The following is a 19717-nucleotide window of genomic DNA, read 5'->3' as shown; positions in this document are numbered from 1 at the left end:
CTCGGCCTATGTCCGAATCGGAGACGAAGCCCGGTACGTCACCGGTGAGCGGTATCGGCCGGATGACGGGCTTCAGTGACGGGGTCTTCGCCATCGTGATCACCCTGCTGGTGATCGAGCTGCAGGTGCCCGAACACCAGCCGGGCGAGCTGCTGCCCGCACTGCTCGAACAGGCTTCGGTCTACCTGGCCTTCCTGCTCTCGTTCGGGTACGTCGGCGTGATCTGGCTCAACCACCACAGCGTGCTGCGCCTGATCCGGGCGACCACGATCGGCCTCAACTGGATCAACCTGTGGCTGCTGCTCGGCATCGTGATCATTCCGTTTCCGACAATGGTGCTGGCCGACGCCTTCGCCCATGCGGGCACCGATGGTGACCGGCGGGTCGCCGTGCTGCTCTACGCGCTCGCGGCGGCCTCGATGTCCGCACCGTGGCTGGCCTTCTTCGGTTATCTGCGTCGTCATCCGTCGCTGCTCGGCCAGGGGGTCGACGAGGACTATGTGTCCGCCCAGCGGATCCGTCCGGTGGTCGGCATGGCGCTCTACCTCATCACCGGGGCGCTGGGCTGGTTCGTCAGCCCGGTTCTCGGGCTCCTCGGCATCGGCGTCATGATCGTCTTTCATTCGCTGACCAGCGGGGGCCTGCGATTCCGGCGGTCGCGGCGGCGAACGCCGGCCTGACCGGTCGCACCAGCCCTGTCGGCGCGGACGCCGGGGAGACACCGCGTACCCTTGGGCATCATGAGCGTCCCGTCCACCACTTCGCGTCCCGTGGCGGCCAACTCCGTGTGGCCCCGCCTGGAGCCGCTGCTGCCCCAGGTGACCAAGCCCATCCAGTACGTCGGCGGTGAGCTGGGCGCGGTGGTCAAGGAGTGGGACGCGGCGACCGTGCGGTGGGCGCTGATGTACCCGGACGCGTACGAGGTGGGGCTGCCCAACCAGGGTGTGCAGATCCTCTACGAGGTGCTCAACGAGCTGCCGGACACCCTCGCCGAGCGCACCTACGCGGTCTGGCCGGACCTGGAGAAGCTGATGCGCGCCCACGGCGTGCCGCAGTTCACCGTCGACGCCCACCGTCCGGTCCGCGACTTCGACCTGTTCGGCGTCTCGTTCGCCACCGAGCTGGGCTACACCAACCTGCTCGCCGCGATCGACCTGGCCGGCATCCCGTTGCTCGCCGCCGACCGCACCGACGCCGACCCGGTGATCGTGGCCGGTGGGCACGCCGCGTTCAACCCCGAGCCCATTGCCGACTTCGTCGACGCCGCCGTGCTCGGCGACGGCGAGGAGGCGGTCCTGGAGATCACCGGCATCGTCCGGGAGTGGAAGGCCGAGGGCTGCCCGGGCGGCCGGGACGAGCTGCTGCTGCGGCTGGCCCGTACCGAGAGCGTCTACGTGCCGCGCTTCTACGACGTGGACTACCTGCCGGACGGCCGGATCCAGCGGGTCGTGCCGAACCGGGCGGACGTGCCGTTCCGGGTGCACAAGCGCACCACGATGGACCTGGACGCCTGGCCGTACCCGAAGAAGCCGCTCGTGCCGCTGGCCGAGACGGTGCACGAGCGGTACGCGGTGGAGATCTTCCGGGGCTGCACCCGGGGTTGCCGGTTCTGCCAGGCCGGCATGATCACCCGTCCGGTGCGGGAGCGTTCGATCACCACGGTCGGGCAGATGGTGCAGCAGGGGCTGGAGTTCTCCGGCTTTCACGAGGTGGGGCTGTTGTCGCTGTCGTCGGCCGACCACTCCGAGATCGGCGACATGTGCTCCGGCCTGGCCGAGCAGTACCAGGGCACCAACGTCTCGCTCTCGTTGCCGTCGACCCGGGTGGACGCCTTCAACATCGAGCTGGCCCAGCAGTTGTCCCGCAACGGCCGGCGGACCGGCCTGACCTTCGCCCCGGAGGGCGGGTCGGAGCGGATCCGCAAGGTCATCAACAAGATGGTGTCCAAGGACGACCTGATCCGTACGGTGGTCACCGCGTACACCAACGGCTGGCGTCAGGTGAAGCTCTACTTCATGTGCGGTCTGCCCACCGAGACGGACGCCGACGTCCTGGAGATCGCCGACATGGCGCACGAGGTGATCCGGGCCGGGCGCGCCGCGACCGGCTCCAAGGACATCCGGTGCACCGTCTCCATCGGCGGGTTCGTGCCCAAGCCGCACACCCCGTTCCAGTGGGCGGCCATGCAGCGACCCGAGGTCATCGATCACCGGCTCCGGCTGCTCAAGCAGGCCATCAACGCCGACCGCTCGCTCGGGCGCGCCATCGGGTACCGCTACCACGACGGTGAGCCCTCGCTGATCGAGGGCCTGCTGTCCCGGGGTGACCGTCGGGTCGGCGCGGTGATCCGCCGGGTCTGGGAGAACGGCGGGCGGTTCGACGGCTGGAGCGAACACTTCTCGTACCAGCGCTGGGTGGACGCGGCGGCTGAGGTACTGCCCGGTTTCGGGGTGGACCTCGACTGGTACACCACCCGGGAGCGCGACGAGCTGGAGGTCCTGCCCTGGGACCACCTGGACTCGGGCCTGGACAAGGACTGGCTCTGGCAGGACTGGCAGGACGCGCTCGGCGAGTACGAGCAGGACGACTGCCGGTGGACGCCCTGCTTCGACTGCGGCGTCTGCCCGGCGATGGACACCGAGATCCAGATCGGCCCGACCGGCCGGAAGCTGCTCCCGTTGACCCCGGTCAACGGCTTGAAGCTGTCCGCCGGCGCCCAGCAGTAGTCCGGCGCACGGGTGGGGCCCGACACCGAGGAGCACGACGATCAGTAGGAAACCACAGCCCGAGGGCGGCCAGGCACCGGTCGTCCAGCGCGTCCGGATCCGGTACGCCAAGCGTGGCCCGCTGCGGTTCACCTCGCACCGGGACTTCGCCCGCGCCTTCGAGCGGGCGCTGCGCCGGGCCGGCGTACCGGTCGCCTTCTCCCAGGGTTTCACTCCGCACCCGAAGATCTCGTACGCCAGCGCGGCACCGACCGGGGTGGCCAGCGAGGCGGAGTACCTGGAGATCGGCCTGCGGGAGCCGGTCGATCCGGAGCAGCTGCGGATGGCGCTGGACGCGGCGCTCTCGCCCGGCCTCGACGTGCTCGACGCCGTGGTGGCCAGCGGTGCCAGCCTGCCCGACCGGATCGAGGCGTCCCGCTGGCGGATCGAGCTACCGCAGGTGGATCCCGACGTGCTGGCCAAGGCTGTGGCCGTCTTCACCGCCGCCGACGAGGTGCTGGTCGAGCGGATGACCAAGCAGGGACGGCGCACCTTCGACGCCCGGGCCGCAGTCGTCGACATCGATGTGATCGCCGCTTCGGCGACGCCTTCCGGGGACCCGGTCGTACCGTGTGCGATACTCGAACTGGTCGTGCGGCAGGTCACCCCGTCCGTGCGGCCCGATGACGTCCTTTCCGGCTTCCGCGTGGTGGCCGGCCTGGAGCCGCCGGTGGCCCCGAAGGTGATCCGGCTGGCTCAGGGCACGCTGACCGCGCAGGGCGCGATCGTGGACCCGCTGGACGCGGACCGCGACGGGGCAACCATCGGCGGGCGCTGACCGACGGTCGGCGTCCAGGCAGGCAGACTTCGCCGGCGCGCACCCCGTGCGCCCGGGGAAACACCTTTTGCGGCAACCCTGCGTGGCAGCGCTCACCCGCGCCCGGGGAAGCCAGAACTGGAGAACGTCCATGCTCGAGAACGAGCCCGAGGGCAGCGAACGGGCCGGCATCAACCCGGCCGACGAGACCGCCGAGAACAGCACGGCGGAGGTGACCGGCGCGATCCCGCCGCAGGACGCGGCCGAACCCGAACCGGTCGCCGACCCGCCGGAGGAGGTCCCCGGTGCCCTGAGCGGCACCGCCGACCTGGGTGGCGTCGCCGACCTGGCTGGCGCGCCGAACGCCGAGCCGGCCCCCCGCCGCCGGACGACCCGCCGCCGGGCCACCTCGGTCAGCCGGCCCGAGCAGACCGACGCACCGGTCGACGCGTCCGGTGCGGCGACCGTAGGCAGCGGCGAAGCACCCCAGGCCGAGGTCTTCGCCCCGGTCTCCGGTGACCTCGACCCGGCCGCGAAGACGCCGCGCCGCCGACGCAAGGCGACCACCGGGCAGAAGGCCGTGGAGGAGCCGTTGGCCGCGGCCGAGGCGGAGGCCGCCGACAGTGACGTGGTGCCGCCGGTCAAGGTGACCCGTACCCGGCGCCGGAAGTCCACGACCGCGCCCGCCGAGGCCGTGACCGAGCCGCCCGCCCAGGCCGAGCCGACACCGCCGCCCACCGACGCCGATCTCGCGCCGGCGGCCGGCACCGACTTCGGCTCCGCCGCGTTGCCCACCGAGGGTGCCGCCGAGCCGGCACAGCCGGCCGAGACCACCGAACCGGTGGCTGCTGTCGAACCTGACGCCGCTGCCCAGACGACGGCGCCGGCCGAGCCCGAGGGCCGGTCCCGCCGTCGCAAGGCTGCCCTCACCGCGCCGACGGTGCTGTTCATGGCACCGGAAGAGGTGATCGCCGCCCGCGCTGCCGCCGCCCAGACCGCCGAGGAGGAAGCCGCCGAGGAACCGGCCGAGCCGTCGCGGCGGCGTCGCCGGGGCCGGCGGGAGGCCGAGCCGACGGTGGTGACCGAGCCCGAGGAGGAACCCTCCGCCGCGGCCGAGGAGGTCGCCGAGGAGGAGGACGACGAGGAGACCGCGAGCGGCCGGCGTCGCCGCCGACGCGGTCGCCGGGGCCGGGGCCGGGGCAAGGGTGGCGCCGAGGACGGCGAGGACGCCGAGGAGGGCGCGGCCGAGGAGACCGTCCAGGCCGAGACGGACGAGTCCGAGTCCGAGTCCGAGTCCGAGGAGGGCGACGAGGTCGAGGGCGACGGGATGACCCGCCGACGTCGACGGCGGCGTCGGCGGGGGGCCGGCGACACCGACGGCACCGACGACGACGGTGTGCCCACCGTGGTCAAGATCAGGGAGCCGCGCCGAACGGTCGACGAGGTGCAGGGTGTCTCCGGCTCGACCCGGCTGGAGGCCAAGCGGCAGCGCCGCCGGGACGGCCGCGAGCAGCGCCGGACCCGCCCGCCGATCCTCAGCGAGTCGGAGTTCCTGGCCCGCCGTGAGGCGGTCGACCGGGTCATGGCGGTGCGCCAGCGCGGCGACCGGACCCAGATCGCCGTGCTCGAGGACGGCGTCCTGGTCGAGCACTACGTCACCCGCAGTTCCGCCGGGACCATGGCCGGCAACGTCTACCTCGGCAAGGTGCAGAACGTGCTGCCGAGCATGGAGGCGGCGTTCGTCGACATCGGCCGAGGACGCAACGCGGTCCTGTACGCCGGCGAGGTCAACTGGGACACCACCGGCCTGGAGGGCAGGGCCCGCTCGATCGAGCAGGCCCTCAGGTCCGGTGACTCGGTGCTGGTGCAGGTCACCAAGGATCCGATCGGGCACAAGGGGGCCCGGTTGACCAGCCACGTCGCGCTCTCCGGCCGGCACCTGGTCTACGTGCCCGGTGGCAACGCCTCCGGGATCAGCCGCAAGCTGCCGGACACCGAACGTAAGCGACTGCGTGATGTGCTGAAGAAGCTCGTGCCCGACGGCGCCGGAGTGATCGTCCGGACCGCGGCCGAGGGCGCCAGCGAGGACGAGCTGGCCCGGGACGTCAAGCGCCTCCAGGCGCAGTGGGAGGACATCCAGGCGAAGGCCGCCGAGGGCGGTGCGCCGGTGCTTCTCTACCAGGAGCCCGATCTCGTGATCCGGGTGGTCCGCGACCTGTTCAACGAGGACTTCCGCGAGCTGGTCATGGAGGGCGACGAGGCGTACGACATGGTCGAGTCGTACCTGTCGCACGTGTCGCCTGACCTGGTCGCGCGGTTGCGGCGGCACGTCGGCACCACGGACGTGTTCGCCGAGTACCGCATCGACGAGCAGATCCTCAAGGGCCTCGACCGCAAGGTCTTCCTGCCCTCCGGCGGCCATCTGGTGATCGACCGGACCGAGGCGATGACGGTGGTCGACGTGAACACCGGCAAGTACACCGGTGCCGGGGGCAACCTGGAGGAGACGGTCACCCGCAACAACCTGGAGGCGGCCGAGGAGATCGTCCGGCAGCTGCGGCTGCGGGACATCGGCGGAATCGTGGTGATCGACTTCATCGACATGGTGCTGGAGTCGAACCGGGAACTCGTGCTGCGTCGGCTGACCGAGTGCCTGGGCCGCGACCGTACCAAGCACCAGGTCACCGAGATCACGTCGCTCGGTCTGGTACAGATGACCCGCAAGCGGATCGGTGCCGGGCTGCTGGAGGCGTTCAGCGAGACCTGCGAATGCTGCAAGGGTCGGGGCCTGGTGATCCACACCGAACCGGTGCCGGAGAAGACGCGCTCCGGCGGTGGGGACAAGGTCAAGGCGGTCGCCTCGGCGGGTGCCCCGGCGGCCGAGCAGACGACTGGTTCGTCCCGGCGCCGAGCGCGTAAGGGTGCCGCCGCGGCGGAGCGGACCGTGGTGGAGGTCACCGAGACGGAGACCACGAGCACCGCTGACGCCGACTACCACGACACCATGGGATACGACCTGTCGCGGTACGAGACGGACACTCCGGCCGCGCCGGACGTCGCCGACAGCCAGCAGGGTGAGTCGGCCCGGCTCGCCGCCCCGGACGACCCGGACGCGCTCGGCGAGACCGACGAGGACGACGGTGGCGAGGGCGGTACCGGTCGGCGTCGTTCCCGTCGTGGCGGTGCGCGTCGCCGTACCCGGCCCTGACGGTGGCCGGTAGGGGCAGCTTCGCCCGGTGACGGGCGCCCGACGCTCGACGAGCCCCGCCCGGTGGTGATGTCCGCCGGGCGGGGCGTCCCGTATCGTCGATGAGCGGCCGCCCGGCCGGTCCGGGCCTGGCCGGCCCCGTCGGGTGCCCCGGCACTTGGCGGGTCGAGTCGACCCGGCCGCCGAAGGAGGAGTCGATGCGCCGACCGCTCGCCGTCACCGTGGCCGCCGCCGCGCTGCTCGTCGGCACCGCCTGCTCGGCCGAGCGCGGCGACCCGGCCGAACCGCCCGCCCCGACCTCGACGCGCGTCGAGGTCACCGCCGGCCCGGCGACGCCCACCCCGGAGCAGCCGGTGGCGACGCCCGCTCCGGGGGCGGCGGGCGGGAACGCCCCGCAGGTCTGCGCCGCCGCCCAAGAGGCGAGCGGTGCGGCGGGCAAGAAGTACGTGGAGAACCTCGCCGCGATGGTCACGGCGACCGGCGCGGGTGACACCGCTGACGCGCAGGCGGCCGGCCGGCGGGCCGAGGCGGCCCTGTCGGACTGGGAGAAGGCGCTCAGAGCGCAGGCGGCCCGGGCCGACGACCGGCAGCTCAAGAACCTGCTGACGGAGCTGTCGACCGAGGTCGGCCGGCTCGGCACGGACATCGAGGCGCTCGAGGGCGCTTCGCTCGACCGGTTGCAGCAGCGCCTCGACCAGCTCTGCGCCCGCTGACCGGCCCGGCCCGGTTTGGGTCCCGGCCAGAGGATGGCGTACGCTAGCCTGCGGCGCACTTTGGTGTGCCGAGTTCCCGCGTGCCCGCGCCGCCGTGCTTCTGCTGCCCGGCGAGCCGCCGTGGGGACGGCCAGTCAGCAGCCTCAACGACAGGGAGTCCGCCTCCGATGTACGCGATCGTCAAGACCGGCGGCAAGCAGTACAAGGTCGCCGAGGGCGACGTGATCGAGGTCGAGAAGCTCACCGGTGCCCCCGGTGACGCGGTGAAGCTCGCCGCGGTGCTCCTCGTCGACGGTGACGACCTGGTGACCGACGCGGCGAAGCTCGCTCAGGTCGAGGTGTCCGGCGAGATCGCCGCGCACACCAAGGGCCCGAAGATCCGGATCCACAAGTTCAAGAACAAGACCGGCTACCACAAGCGCCAGGGTCACCGCCAGCCGTTGACCCAGGTCAAGGTGACCGGCATCTCCAGCGGGAAGTAGGTCGTCCTCCAATGGCTCACAAAAAGGGTGCGTCCAGCTCGCGTAACGGTCGTGACTCCGCGGCTCAGCGACTCGGCGTGAAGCGCTTCGGTGGTCAGGTCGTCAGCGCGGGTGAGATCCTCATCCGTCAGCGTGGCACCAAGTTCCACCCCGGTGACCTGGTCGGCCGCGGCGGAGACGACACGCTCTTCGCGCTGGCCGCCGGTGCGGTCCAGTTCGGCACCCGGCGCGGTCGCAAGACCGTGAGCATCGTGCCGCAGCAGTAGCTGTCCGGCGTAAGCGGGCCGTGGACCTGATGTCCCGGCCCGCTTCGCCTTTTCTCGCGCGGGGCCGGGCCCCGCTGGAAGGATGACGTCGTGACGACGTTCGTTGACCGGGTCGTCCTGCATCTGCAGGCCGGCGACGGCGGGCACGGCTGTGTCTCGATCCACCGGGAGAAGTTCAAGCCGTTCGGCGGCCCGGACGGAGGCAACGGCGGGCACGGCGGCAGCGTCTCCCTGGTGGTCGACCCGCAGGTGCACACGCTGCTCGACTTCCATTTCCGACCGCACGTCAAGGCGGAGAACGGCCGGGGCGGCGCGGGCTCGAACCGGGACGGCGGTAACGGTGCCGACCTGGTGCTCAAGGTGCCCGACGGCACGGTCGTGCAGACCAGCGACGGCACCGTGCTGGCCGACATGGTCGGCGCCGGCACCACCTTCGAGGTGGCCCGGGGCGGTCGCGGTGGCCGGGGCAACGCCTCGCTGGCCAACGCGCGCCGTAAGGCGCCCGGCTTCGCCGAGTTGGGTGAGCCGGGCGAGCAACTTGACGTGGTGCTGGAGCTGAAGAGCGTCGCCGACGTCGGGCTGGTGGGTTTCCCGTCGGCCGGGAAGTCGTCGCTCATCTCGGTCATCTCCGCCGCCAAACCCAAGATCGCCGACTACCCGTTCACCACGCTGGTGCCGAACCTCGGCGTCGTCCGGCTCGACAACCACACGTTCACCGTCGCCGACGTGCCCGGGCTGATCCCGGGCGCGGCCACCGGCAAGGGGTTGGGGCTGGAGTTCCTCCGGCATGTCGAGCGCTGTGCGGTGCTGGTGCACGTCATCGACACCGCCACCCTGGAGCCGGGGCGGGACCCGCTGGCCGACATCGACACCATCGAGGCGGAGCTGGCCGAGTACGGCGGGTTGGCCGACCGGCCCCGGCTGGTCGCGCTGAACAAGGTCGACGTGCCGGACGGCCGCGACCTCGCCGAGATCGTCCGACCCGATCTGGAAGCGCGTGGTCTGCGGGTCTTCGAGGTCTCCGCGGCCACCCGCGAGGGGCTCAAGGAGCTCATGTACGCGATGGCGGAACTGGTCGAACAGTCGCGGGCGGCGGCACCGCCGGCCGAACCGACGCGGATCGTGATCCGGCCGAAGGCGGTCGACGACGCCGGCTTCACCATCGAGGCCGAGGACGACGGCTCGTACACCGTGCGCGGTGTCCGTCCGCAGCGCTGGGTGCGCCAGACGAACTTCGACAACGACGAGGCGGTCGGCTACCTCGCCGACCGGCTCGCCCGGCTCGGCGTCGAGGAGCAGTTGGCCAAGGCGGGTGCCCAACCCGGTGACCTGGTTCGGATCGGCGACCGGGAGTTCGACTGGCAACCCACCCTCTACGCCGGTGCCGAGTTCGTCCCGGGTGCCCGGGGCCGTGACGTCCGGCTGGAGGAGAAGCCCACCCGGGCCAGCGCGGCGGAGCGGCTGGCGGCCCGTAAGGCGCGCCGGCAGCGACCCGCCGACGAGGTCGAGCCGGCCCCAGCCGACGGGAACGACGCCGAATAGCTCGATGCGCTCCGAAATGGGGACGACTGCTGGAAACCCTCGCGAAATGTCGTCGCCCTAGCGTGGGGTGATGCTTATCGAGTCCCGCCCGCTGACGGATCCGGAGGTCGCCGCACTCGCCACGGCCCGGCAGCGCGAACTGAGTGAGGCCGCCGGGCGGGACGTCGGGACGCGCGGGGACACCTGCTGGTTGACGGTCGTGATCGCCGGCCGCGCGGTGGCGTGCGGCGGGATGCGGGTGTGCGACGAGGACACCGGCGAGCTGGAGCAGTTGTACGTGCGTCCGGCCTACCGACGCCGCGGCATCGCCCGCCAACTGGTCGCCGCGCTGGAGGAGTTGGCGTACCAGCGGGGATGTTCGATGGTGCGGGTGGAGGCCGGTCCGCACCGTCCGGCGGCGGCGCTCTTCCGGGCCTGCGGTTACGAGCCGATCTCCGCTGCCGGTGCGCCCGGTGACGGCGGGCCGTATCGGGAGTGCTTCGCCAAGCGGCTGCCGGTGCCGGCCTGAGACCGAGGCCCCCGGCCGGGTCCGAGGCTGCTGGTGGCCTCGGCGGTGCGGCGTCAGGGACGGTCGAACGGGCGGTCGAGACGGCCGCCGCTGCCGCCTGCCGGTGCCGACAGCAGCAGCCCGAGCAGCAGCATGCCGAGGCCGAGCCCCAGGTGCAGCCAGTTGTCCGCGTCGTTGAGCGGGATGACGTTCGCCGCGCTGTCCTCGCCGACCGCCAGCCCGTAGATCCACAACCCGAGATAGAGCGCGCCACCCGCGACAAGGTAGAGGCGGGCACCGGCCACACCGCGGGCCAGTAGCAGCCCGGCCACGGCGAAGCCGAGGTGCAACAGGTTGTGCAGGACCGATACCTGGAAGAGCCCGAGGAGCCGGGCACCGGAGTGGTGCCCGGCGAAGGTCATGTCGCCGTAGTCGGTGGTGATACCGGGTACGAACCCGAGCACCCCGAGCAGCAGGAACACTCCCGCCACGACCAGGGCGGCGAGCTGTACCCGGGTACGCGGGGCGCGGCCACCCGCTGACCGACGCGCCATCGATGTCACCTCCGTGGATCCGCGAGAGCCCCCGCAACGGTCTGGCAGCTCGACGCGACACTCCGTGAGGTGACGTTGGTCCCGCCGATCCTTCATCTTGTTGCCCGCGCCGGGCGATCCGCAGGGAAATGCCCGATCGGGCATGGGTGGCCGATCGCAGGGTAGGTCAATCAGCGGCAGCGGCGACATCGTCCGCCGCACCCCCAACACCCGCGACGATCCCGCAGCGGAAGGGACATCATGACCTACGATCTGTCATCGACCCCCAGGACCCACGAGCCCGATTCGCCGAACGGCGGCGGCGTCCGCGAACAGGCCCACCAGATGGGCTCGGAGGCGGCGCACGCGGGTTCGGCGGTCGCCGAGACCGCCCGCGAACAGGGTCGGGAGGTCGGCCGGGAGGCCGCCCGCCAGGCCCGGGACCTGTACGGCGAGGCCCGGACGCAACTCGCCGGCCAGGCTGGTGAGCAGCAGCGGCGCGCGGCCGGCGGGCTGCGCTCGCTGGCCGACGAGATGCGTTCGATGGCCGACAACGGTGGCCAGGCCGGCCCGGTGAGCGAGCTCGCCCGACAGGCCTCCGACCGGGTGCACGGTGTGGCCGGTTGGCTGGAGCAGCGCGAGCCCGGCGACCTGCTCACCGAGGTACGCGACTACGCGCGCCGCAACCCCGGCACCTTCCTGGTCGGTGCGGCCCTGCTCGGCGCGGTGGCCGGCCGGCTGACCCGCAACCTCTCCGCGAGTGGCGACGACCGCCCCGCCAGCCCCGCCACGGAAGACCTGTACGGCGATCCCGACCGGACGGTGGCCTTGCCGACGCAGGCCCCGCCGTCGGCCGGCTCGACGGGTGTGCCCGCTGGAGGAAACCGCGACCCCCGCACCCAGCCCACCGACCTCCAGCCGGTCGACGAGGGGTACTCCGGCACGGGCACACCGCTGCCCCCGGTGGAGCGGACCGATCCACTGCCGGGCGTGCCGTCGAGCGGGACCACCCGGCCGTGAGGACCCGAGTCATCCGAAGGGAGGCGGCGCGATGACGACGCCGACACAGAGTTCCGCAGCGGATGCCCGCGACCATCATCCGCCCTCGGCGGAGGAGATCCGGGGTAGCTCGATCGGGGAGCTGATGCGCCAGGTCACCAGCGACCTGTCGACGCTCATGCGGCAGGAGGTGGAGCTGGCAAAGGCCGAGATCCGTCAGGAGGGGAAGAAGGCGGGCAAGGCCGCCGGCCTGTTCGGCGGTGCCGGCTTCGGCGCGTACATGGTCGCCCTGTTCCTGTCCCTGGCCCTGTGGGGCGGCCTGTCCAATGTGATGGACGCCGGCTGGGCAGGGTTGATCGTGGCCGTCATCTGGGCGGCGATCGCGGCGCTTCTCTACACGATGGGCCGACGGAACGCGGAGCGCATCCGTGGGCTCAAGCAGACCAACGACAGCGTGCAGCGCATCCCCGACGCGCTCAAGCCACACCCGGAGGGAGTGACCCGATGAGCACCGACCCCGTGCAGATCCGCCGGGAGATCGAAGCCACCCGCGACAACCTGAGTTCCGATGTGGACGCCCTGGCGTACAAGGTCAGCCCGGGCCGCATCGTCGACGATCGTAAGCAGCGGGTCCGTACCACGCTGCGGAATGTGAGGGACAGGGTAATGGGAACCGCATCCGACCTGGGCCATCAGACCAGCCATGGCGCCCACGCGGCCGGCGATCGGGCCGCCGCGACGGCCTCCGCGGTGGGCGACGCGGCGCACTCGGCCGCCTCGGCCGTCGGCGACGCGGCACACCGCGCCCCGCAGGCCGTCAGGCGCAGGTCCGAGGGGAACCCGCTGGCCGCCGGCCTCATCGCCTTCGGCGTCGGCATGCTCGTCTCCTCGCTCATCCCGCCGACCCAGCGGGAGCAGCAACTGGCCGCCCAGGCCCGGAACAAGGCCGGCGAGCGCGGCTCGGCGGTGACCGACAAGCTCAGCCGGGTGGCGAGCGAGATGAAGGAGGAGCTGCGCGAGCCGGCGCAGCAGGCCGCCGAGTCGGTCAAGGCCACCGCACAGGACGCCGCGCAGGCGGTGACCGACGACACCCGGTCCGCGGCCCACGACCTGAAGGACCAGGCGCAGCACTCCCGGGACCAGGTGCGTTCCTGACCGGTCGACGAACCCAGCCGCCGTTGGCGGCGGTCCGTGCTGCGCGTGGGCCCTGAGACGGGCGATGGATGTGAGGGCTCCTCCTCGGGCGATCCGACCGGAGGAGCCCTTGCTTTTTGCCCCGTTTCACGGTCTCCGTGCCGGGTAGCGGCCACTATGGCGGCCGGGCGCCGGACGTCCGGGCGGAGGAGGCGTGATGAGAGGCAACGCGACGAGGCTGGCTCTGGTGGGTGCCGCGACCGTGACCGCAGTCGGCGTCGGCCGGGCGGTGACCCGCCGACGGCGTCGGCACCGGCCCCATCGGGAGGATGGCTGGTACGTGGTCCGGCGTGCGGTGACGGTCGACCGGCCGGTAGCGGCGGTGATCGGTTTCTGGACCGAGCGGCAGCGGCTCGACCGGGCCCTGGCGGAGTGGGCGGCCCTGGAGCAGATCGACGGGAACCGCTGGCGGTGCGTGTCGCGTGATCCCGACACCGGCGACACCGAGTGGCGCGCCGAGATCACCGTCACCGGTCCCGGCCGGCTGCGCTGGCAGGTCACCGGCGGGCCGGAGCAGCAGGGCACGGTCGAACTGGTGCCCGCACCACAGGGTCGGGGCACGGAGATCCGCGCGGAGCTGAGATACCGCTCCGGCCCACTGCGCCGCGCCCTGGGGCTGGCCGCCGGTGACGAGCCGGACCTACGACTGCGCGACACGCTGCGCCGGGTCAAGTCGCTGATCGAGTGCGGTCAGCTCATCGACACCCGGCGGGATCCGTCCGGACGCAGTAGGGCACAGCGACGAAGCACCGATGAGATTCGGCAGCGGCTGACGACGGGAGGACGGGCGTGAAGGCGCTGTGCTGGGAGGGGATCGGCAAGCTCAAGGTACGCGACGTGGCGGAGCCACGGGTGCGCGCCGACGGCGACATCATCGTCCGGGTTCGGGCCAGCAGCGTCTGCGGTTCGGACCTGCATCTGATCAACGGGTTCATCCCGGCGATGCGGGAGGGTGACATCCTGGGCCACGAGTTCACCGGCGAGGTGGTCGAGATCGGGCCCGGGGTACGGCGGTTGGCCGTCGGCGACCGGGTGGTGGTCGGCTCGGTGGTGGCCTGCGGTGGCTGCTGGTACTGCCGGACCGAGCAGTACTCGCTGTGCGACAACTCGAACCCGCAGCCGGTCTTCGCGGAGAAGTTGTGGGGTCACTCGCCGGCCGGCATCCTCGGGTACTCACACGCCGCCGGGGGCTACTCCGGCAGCCACGCGGAGTACGTACGGGTGCCGTTCGGCGACGTCGGGGCGTTCAAGGTGCCCGACGGGGTACCGGACGACGCGGTGGTCTTCGCCTCCGACGCCATGCCCACCGGTTGGATGGCGGCCGACTTCTGCGGCCTGACCGGCGGTGAGGTGGTCGCGGTGTGGGGTGCCGGTGGAGTGGGACAGATGGCCGCCCGGGCGGCGCAGCTGCTCGGCGCGGAACGGGTCATCATGGTCGACCGGCTGCCGGAGCGGCTGGCGGTGGCCGCCGACCGGCTGGGCGTGGAGACGGTCAACTACGCCGACACCGACGTGCTCGAGGCGCTGCGCGAGATGACCTCCGGTCGCGGACCGGACGCCTGTATCGACGCGGTCGGCATGGAGTCCCACGACGTCGGCCCGGTGTACGCGTACGACAAGGCGAAGCAGACCGCCCGCTTGCAGACCGACCGGCCGACGTCCGTCCGGCAGGCCATCATGGCGGCCCGCAAGGGTGGCACGGTCAGCATCGTCGGCGTCTACGCCGGCCTGGTGGACAAGTTTCCGCTGGGCGCGGCGATGAACAAGGCCCTGGTGCTGCGGATGGGGCAGATGCATGCCCAGCGCTACATCCCGATGCTGCTCGACCGACTCGCCGCCGGTGAGATCGACCCCGGTTACCTGGCCACCCATCCGCTCCCGCTGGCGCAGGGGGCACGCGGCTACGAGATGTTCGAGAAGAAGGAGGACGGCTGCCTGCGTACGGTGCTGCATCCAGCCTGATCCGGCCGGGCCGCCGGTTTCCCCGGTGGCCCGGTCCCTGCCGGTGGTCGCTGGGCGGGGGCTCAGCCGGTGTGCCGTACGGCGGTGATCACGAAGCCGCTGGCCGGCAGCGCCGGCATGCGGCTCAGGTCCACCGCGAGGTCCTGCGGCGGTACGTCGTAGCGGATGACCTCGGTCAGCAGCGTGACCGCCCGCTTCATCAGCTCGATCGTGATCCACTCTCCGGCACAGCGGTGCCCGGCGACATGGTCTCCGCCGCCCTGCGGTACCAGCGTGAACGGGTCACCCGGCCAACCGGCGAAGCGCTCCGGCCGGAACCGCTCCGGCTCCGGCCACACCTCGGGATGATGATCGGTGCCGTAGAGATCCAGCAGCACCCGTCGGCCGTGCGGGAAGTGGTACCCCCGCCAGTCGAAGTCCCGCCGGACCCGGGCCGCGGCCACCGGGAAGAACGGGTAGTAGCGGCGTACCTCCTGCACGAACTGCCCCGCCTCGGCGTCGTCGCGTACCCGTTGCCGCCAGGCGGGATGGTCGTGCAGCGCCAGCGCGGCGAAGACCACGAACCGGGCCACCGCGACGGTCGGGCGGAGCACGTTGAGCAACTCCACCGCGGCGATGCGGCGCGGCAACCGGTCTCCCTCGCCGTCGCGGTGCTCCGCGATCACCCGCAGGGCAGTGCCGTCGGGCGGCGACAGCTTCCCGTGGCGTACCTGTTCGACGAGGTCAGCGCCCCAGTACTCAGCGCGGTAGCGGCCCAGCCGACCACGCCAGTGCCGGGGACCGATCGCCGCGGCGCTGTCAATCATGGCCTGCAGGTCGGCGGTCCGCCGGTCCAGCTCGCCGCCGCTCAGCGGCACCCCCGCCCAGGCGCAGACCGCCCGGGTCAGCATCGACGCGACCTCGGTGTGCAGCGTCACCGTGCCGGACAGTTCCCAGGCGGGCAACCGGGCCTGCCACTCGTCGGCGAAGAGCTGCCCGAGTCGCCGGACCGCGGCCGGGCTCATGAGCGACATGAACATGGCCTTGCGGTCGTGGTGGGCGTCGCCGTCGAGCCCCTGGACGCCGCCCCGGCCGGTGAGCGTGCGCTGACCGCGAGCCGGCATGGCACCCTCGCGCACGAACCGGTCGGCGTCGTAGAAGAGCTCGGCGGCGGCCCGGCCGCGTAGGCAGATCGTCGGTTCCAGCAGCAGCCTGGTCTGGAATATGTCGGTGCCGTACCGGTCGCACCGCTGCCCGACGAACCGGTAGCCGGCCCGCAGGAAGGCCAGGGTGCTGTCCGGAGCGCGGTCCGTCGGAATGGTCGCCATCGGATTCCCTGTTGCCGGGGCGCGGCCGTCGCCGACCGGCCGTCCAATCGTCGCAGAGTGCGTACCTACCCAGGTCACGGGCGATGAACCGTGCAGCCGGGCGGCGGTGTCGTCGGGCCGGTCGCTGGCCCCTCCCAGGGCCGGGGAATCCTGGTTCGCTGAGTTCGGCGGCGTCGTCGACCTGGCCGGTGGTCAACCGGCCGCCGGGCCGAGGTGTCGATGCGTCGTCGGCCAGGCGGTTCGGCGTGCCACGGGGAGGATGGAATGCGGGACAACCGTGCGACGTACTGGCGTCGGTGGAAGGCCGGGAGGCCCGGCGGGGACCGGCCGCCGCTGGTGGCGCCGTCCCGACCCCCACGTCCCGACCGCCATTTCACCGTGCATCTCGGCTTCACCGCCGCCGATCTCGTCACCGCTCGCGAGGTGGCGGTCGGGTACGCCGAGGCGTTGAGTGTGCTCCGGCCCGAGCTGGCGATCGGTGCCTCCGCGCTGTCACCGGCCGATGCCTGGCAGCGTGCCGAGCGGCTGTTCTGCGGGGCCCTCGGGCCGGACTCCGAACGGTGTGTCGATGTCGCCGGCCACGCCGGTTTCCATCACGCGCCCGGCCCCGGTGGCCTCGGTTGGGGCGACGGTGACCGTGGTTAGCGCGGAGTCCAGGAACGCCCGGCCGGACGGACATTCCTGGACCCGCCGGCGCACTCAGTCCAGGTCGAACTCGCCGTCCTGGGCGCCCGCGACGAAGGCGTCCCACTCGGCCTGGGTGAACACCAGCACCGGGCCGTCCGGCTCGGCGGAGTTGCGCATGCCGATCAGATCGTCGACGAAGGCGACCTCCACCGCGGCCTCCGAGGTGTCGCCCTCGGCCCGCTGCCAGACCGCCCGGGAGAGGTCGAAGTCACCCTTGGGGTGCGCTGTCATGGTCCCGTCCTCCAGTACCAGGGGAAATGGGGAAGCCGGTTCGTTCCCTCATCGGGCAGGATAAGCGGATGCCGAGCCTGAGCCGTGCAGAGGCGACCGCGCGTGGCGCGTCGATCACCGTCGAGTCCTACCAGGTGGACCTCGACCTGACCGGGGGCGGTGAGCAGTTCCGGTCCCACGTCACGATCAGGTTCCGGGCCACCGGCACCGACACCTTCGTCGAGGTCAAGCCGGCGCACCTGCGCGCCGTACGCCTCAACGACACCGACCTCGATCCCGCGACGCTCGACGACAACCGGCTGGCGCTGACCGGCCTGGCGGCGCAAAACACGCTGGTCGTCGAGGCCGAGATGGCGTACACGAACACCGGCGAGGGGATGCACCGCTTCGTCGACCCCGCCGACGGCGAGACCTACCTCTACGTGATGTCGTTCCTGGACGACGTGCAGCGGGTCTTCGCCGCCTTCGACCAGCCGGACCTGAAGGCGCCGGTCACGTTGTCGGTGACCGCGCCGGAGCACTGGACGGTGGCGGCCAACGCGGAACTGGCGGCCAACCCCGAGCCGGGTCGGTGGGAGTTCGCCCCCACCCTGCCGATCGCCACGTACTTCTTCACCCTGATCGCCGGTCCCTGGCACGTCCGCCGGGACACCCACGACGGGATTCCGCTCGGGGTGTACTGCCGGCGCTCCCTCGCCGAGCATCTCGACGCCGACGCGGCGGAGATCCTCACCGTCACGAAGCAGTGTCTCGACCGGTTTCATGAGCTGTTCGACGAGCGCTATCCGTTCGGCAAGTACGACCAGGCGTTCGTGCCCGAGTTCAACGCGGGTGCCATGGAGAATCCCGGCCTGGTCACCCTCCGCGACGACTACGTGTTCCGCTCGGCGGTCACCGACAGCGAGCGCGAGCTGCGGGCCACCACGATCGCCCACGAGATGGCGCACATGTGGTTCGGCGACCTGGTCACCATGCGTTGGTGGGACGATCTGTGGTTGAACGAGTCGTTCGCGGAGTACCTCGGCACCCGGGTCACGGCCGAGGCGACCCGGTTCGACCGGGCGTGGACGACGTTCGCGCTGCGCCGCAAGGCGTGGGGATACGCCGCTGACCAGCGCCCCTCCACCCATCCGGTGGCACCCGAGCGGGTGATCGACGCCGCGGAGGGGCTGCTCAACTTCGACGGCATCTCGTACGCCAAGGGGGCCAGCGTGCTGCGGCAGCTGGTGGCGTGGCTCGGTGACGAGGCCTTCCTGGCCGGCCTCAACGACCACTTCGCCCGGCACCGCTTCGGCAACGCCACCCTCGCCGACCTGCTCGAGAGCCTGGCCGCCAGCAGTGGCCGGGAGCTGACCGACTGGGCGGAGTCCTGGCTGCGGACCGCGCAGGTGAACACGCTGCGGGCCGAGGTGACGGTGGACGCCGAGGGCCGGTACGACGAGGTCGTGATCACGCAGACCGCGCCGCCGACGCATCCGGTGCTGCGCCCGCACCGCATCGGCGTAGGCCGGTACGCCGTGGACGGCACCGCCGAGCGGTTCGAGGTCGACCTCGATCCCAAGGCCGACGACGGCCGTACCCGGCTCGACGGGTTGGCCGGGGAGCCGGCGGCAGCGGTTCTGCTACCCAACGACGGCGACCTCACCTTCGCCAAGATCCGCCTTGACGCCGGGTCGGCCGACGCGGTGCCACTGCTGCTGCCCCGCCTGACCGACCCGCTGACCCGCGCCCTGCTCTGGGGCGAGGCGCTGGACGCGGCGACCGACGGGGGACGGCCGGTCACCGGTCTGGTCGACCTCATCGTCGCGGCGTTGCCCACCGAGACGGAAGTGATCATCGTCGAGGACGTGCTGGCGATGAGTCGCTCGCTCGTCGATCGCTATCTCGACCCGCTGGCGCGACAGTCCGCCCTGGCCCGGATCGCCGAGTCCTGCCGGCGGTTGCTGGACGACGCCGCGCCGGGAGAGTCGTTGCAACTCGCTGCCGCCCGGGGGCTGATCGCCGCGAGCACCGACGCGGAGTTGCTCACCGGTTGGCTCGCCGGCCGGGCCGTCCCCGCCGGGCTGGCCGTCGACACCGAGCTGCGGTGGACGCTGCTGGGCCGGTTGGTGGTCCTCGGTGCCGCCGGTGCGGCCGAGATCGCGGCCGAGGCGGCGGCCGACCCGAGCGCCACCGGTGCCGAACGCGCCGCCCGGTGCCGGGCGGCCCTGCCCGAGCCCGCCGCCAAGCAGGCCGCGTGGGAGATCATCGTGTCGAACACGGAGCTGTCGAACCGGCTGGTCGAGGCGACGGCGGAGGGCTTCTGGCAGCCCGAGCAGGCCGACCTCACCAGCGCCTACGTGGCCAGCTACTTCGCCGACATGCCGGCCGCCGCGCGGCTGCGTACGCCCTGGGTCGCCGACGAGGTCGCCAAGCTGGCCTTCCCCCGCCACGCGGTGTCCCAACCCACCCGGGAGGCGGCCGCGGCGCTGCTGGCCCGCGACGACCTCACGCCGGGGCTGCGTCGGGTGGTCACCGACGCCGACGACGACCTGCGCCGCGCCCTGGTGGCGCGCACGGCGGTGGCCGCCACGACCGCGTGACC

19 protein-coding genes are annotated in these 19717 nt (G+C 72.1%); 16 read left to right on the top strand and 3 right to left on the bottom strand.

Annotated elements, in window-relative coordinates; translation table 11 throughout:
• Positions 1-8 precede the first annotated feature (8 nt).
• The 9 genes from O7597_RS04265 (at position 9) to O7597_RS04225 (ending at position 10241) form a co-directional block, all read left to right on the top strand.
• Positions 9-680 carry a TMEM175 family protein gene (locus tag O7597_RS04265; RefSeq protein ID WP_281582074.1) on the top strand — a complete coding sequence of 224 codons (672 nt, stop codon included), beginning with the start codon at positions 9-11 and terminating at the stop codon, positions 678-680.
• Between the two features lie 60 nt (positions 681-740).
• A complete protein-coding gene (locus O7597_RS04260; RefSeq protein WP_281582073.1) occupies positions 741-2726 on the top strand; it encodes a TIGR03960 family B12-binding radical SAM protein in 1986 nt (661 codons plus the stop codon).
• Positions 2727-2823: 97 nt separating this feature from the next.
• A complete protein-coding gene (locus O7597_RS04255; protein ID WP_269738691.1) occupies positions 2824-3543 on the top strand; it encodes a TIGR03936 family radical SAM-associated protein in 720 nt (239 codons plus the stop codon).
• Between the two features lie 130 nt (positions 3544-3673).
• Positions 3674-6730 (top strand): Rne/Rng family ribonuclease, encoded by a 3057-nt coding sequence (locus O7597_RS04250; protein ID WP_281582072.1) that lies wholly within the window; start codon positions 3674-3676, stop codon positions 6728-6730.
• 197 nt (positions 6731-6927) lie between these two features.
• Positions 6928-7443, top strand: a complete 516-nt coding sequence (locus O7597_RS04245; RefSeq protein WP_281582071.1) for a hypothetical protein — start codon at positions 6928-6930, stop codon at positions 7441-7443.
• Positions 7444-7610: 167 nt separating this feature from the next.
• Entirely contained in the window at positions 7611-7925 is a 315-nt protein-coding gene (gene rplU, locus O7597_RS04240; protein WP_093407572.1) for a 50S ribosomal protein L21, read from the top strand.
• A gap of 11 nt (positions 7926-7936) precedes the next feature.
• Complete coding sequence (gene rpmA / locus O7597_RS04235) at positions 7937-8191, top strand: 50S ribosomal protein L27 (protein WP_091197044.1); 255 nt, start codon at positions 7937-7939, stop codon at positions 8189-8191.
• A gap of 90 nt (positions 8192-8281) precedes the next feature.
• Positions 8282-9733, top strand: coding sequence for a GTPase ObgE (obgE, locus tag O7597_RS04230; RefSeq protein ID WP_281582070.1), 1452 nt, complete (start codon positions 8282-8284; stop codon positions 9731-9733).
• 70 nt (positions 9734-9803) lie between these two features.
• Positions 9804-10241, top strand: a complete 438-nt coding sequence (locus O7597_RS04225; protein ID WP_281582069.1) for a GNAT family N-acetyltransferase — start codon at positions 9804-9806, stop codon at positions 10239-10241.
• Positions 10242-10294: 53 nt separating this feature from the next.
• Here O7597_RS04225 and O7597_RS04220 read toward each other — a convergent pair whose 3' ends face one another.
• The gene (locus tag O7597_RS04220; protein WP_269737813.1) at positions 10295-10774 is read right to left on the bottom strand and encodes a DUF4383 domain-containing protein; all 480 of its coding nucleotides are present in this window, start codon (positions 10772-10774) and stop codon (positions 10295-10297) included.
• A gap of 240 nt (positions 10775-11014) precedes the next feature.
• Between O7597_RS04220 and O7597_RS04215 the strand changes: the two genes are divergently transcribed.
• From O7597_RS04215 to O7597_RS04195, 5 genes are all read left to right on the top strand, one after another.
• Positions 11015-11773, top strand: coding sequence for a hypothetical protein (locus O7597_RS04215; RefSeq protein ID WP_281582068.1), 759 nt, complete (start codon positions 11015-11017; stop codon positions 11771-11773).
• A 31-nt stretch (positions 11774-11804) separates the two neighbouring features.
• Positions 11805-12260, top strand: coding sequence for a phage holin family protein (locus tag O7597_RS04210; RefSeq protein ID WP_281582067.1), 456 nt, complete (start codon positions 11805-11807; stop codon positions 12258-12260).
• Positions 12257-12907, top strand: coding sequence for a DUF3618 domain-containing protein (locus tag O7597_RS04205; protein WP_281582066.1), 651 nt, complete (start codon positions 12257-12259; stop codon positions 12905-12907). Before O7597_RS04210 ends, O7597_RS04205 begins: the two co-directional genes overlap by 4 nt.
• A 196-nt stretch (positions 12908-13103) precedes the next feature.
• Positions 13104-13739, top strand: coding sequence for a cyclase (locus O7597_RS04200; RefSeq protein ID WP_281582065.1), 636 nt, complete (start codon positions 13104-13106; stop codon positions 13737-13739).
• Positions 13736-14908, top strand: a complete 1173-nt coding sequence (locus O7597_RS04195) for a zinc-dependent alcohol dehydrogenase (RefSeq protein ID WP_281582064.1) — start codon at positions 13736-13738, stop codon at positions 14906-14908. The genes O7597_RS04200 and O7597_RS04195 overlap by 4 nt, the downstream gene beginning before the upstream one ends.
• Before the next feature lie 62 nt (positions 14909-14970).
• Here O7597_RS04195 and O7597_RS04190 read toward each other — a convergent pair whose 3' ends face one another.
• Positions 14971-16215, bottom strand: coding sequence for a cytochrome P450 (locus O7597_RS04190; protein WP_281582063.1), 1245 nt, complete (start codon positions 16213-16215; stop codon positions 14971-14973).
• Between the two features lie 264 nt (positions 16216-16479).
• On the opposite strand from O7597_RS04190, the gene O7597_RS04185 reads away from it, so the two are divergent.
• Positions 16480-16860 (top strand): hypothetical protein, encoded by a 381-nt coding sequence (locus O7597_RS04185; RefSeq protein ID WP_269737806.1) that lies wholly within the window; start codon positions 16480-16482, stop codon positions 16858-16860.
• 54 nt (positions 16861-16914) lie between these two features.
• Here O7597_RS04185 and O7597_RS04180 read toward each other — a convergent pair whose 3' ends face one another.
• A complete protein-coding gene (locus O7597_RS04180; protein WP_093407559.1) occupies positions 16915-17133 on the bottom strand; it encodes a DUF397 domain-containing protein in 219 nt (72 codons plus the stop codon).
• A 68-nt stretch (positions 17134-17201) separates the two neighbouring features.
• On the opposite strand from O7597_RS04180, the gene pepN reads away from it, so the two are divergent.
• Positions 17202-19715, top strand: a complete 2514-nt coding sequence (pepN, locus tag O7597_RS04175) for an aminopeptidase N (protein ID WP_281582062.1) — start codon at positions 17202-17204, stop codon at positions 19713-19715.
• Positions 19716-19717: the final 2 nt, after the last annotated feature.

The organism is Verrucosispora sp. WMMC514 (assembly GCF_027497295.1).
GTDB lineage: Bacteria > Actinomycetota > Actinomycetes > Mycobacteriales > Micromonosporaceae > Micromonospora > Micromonospora palythoicola.
The sequence above is the reverse complement of the archived record's forward strand: the minus strand, read 5'-3'. Positions and strand labels throughout refer to the sequence as shown.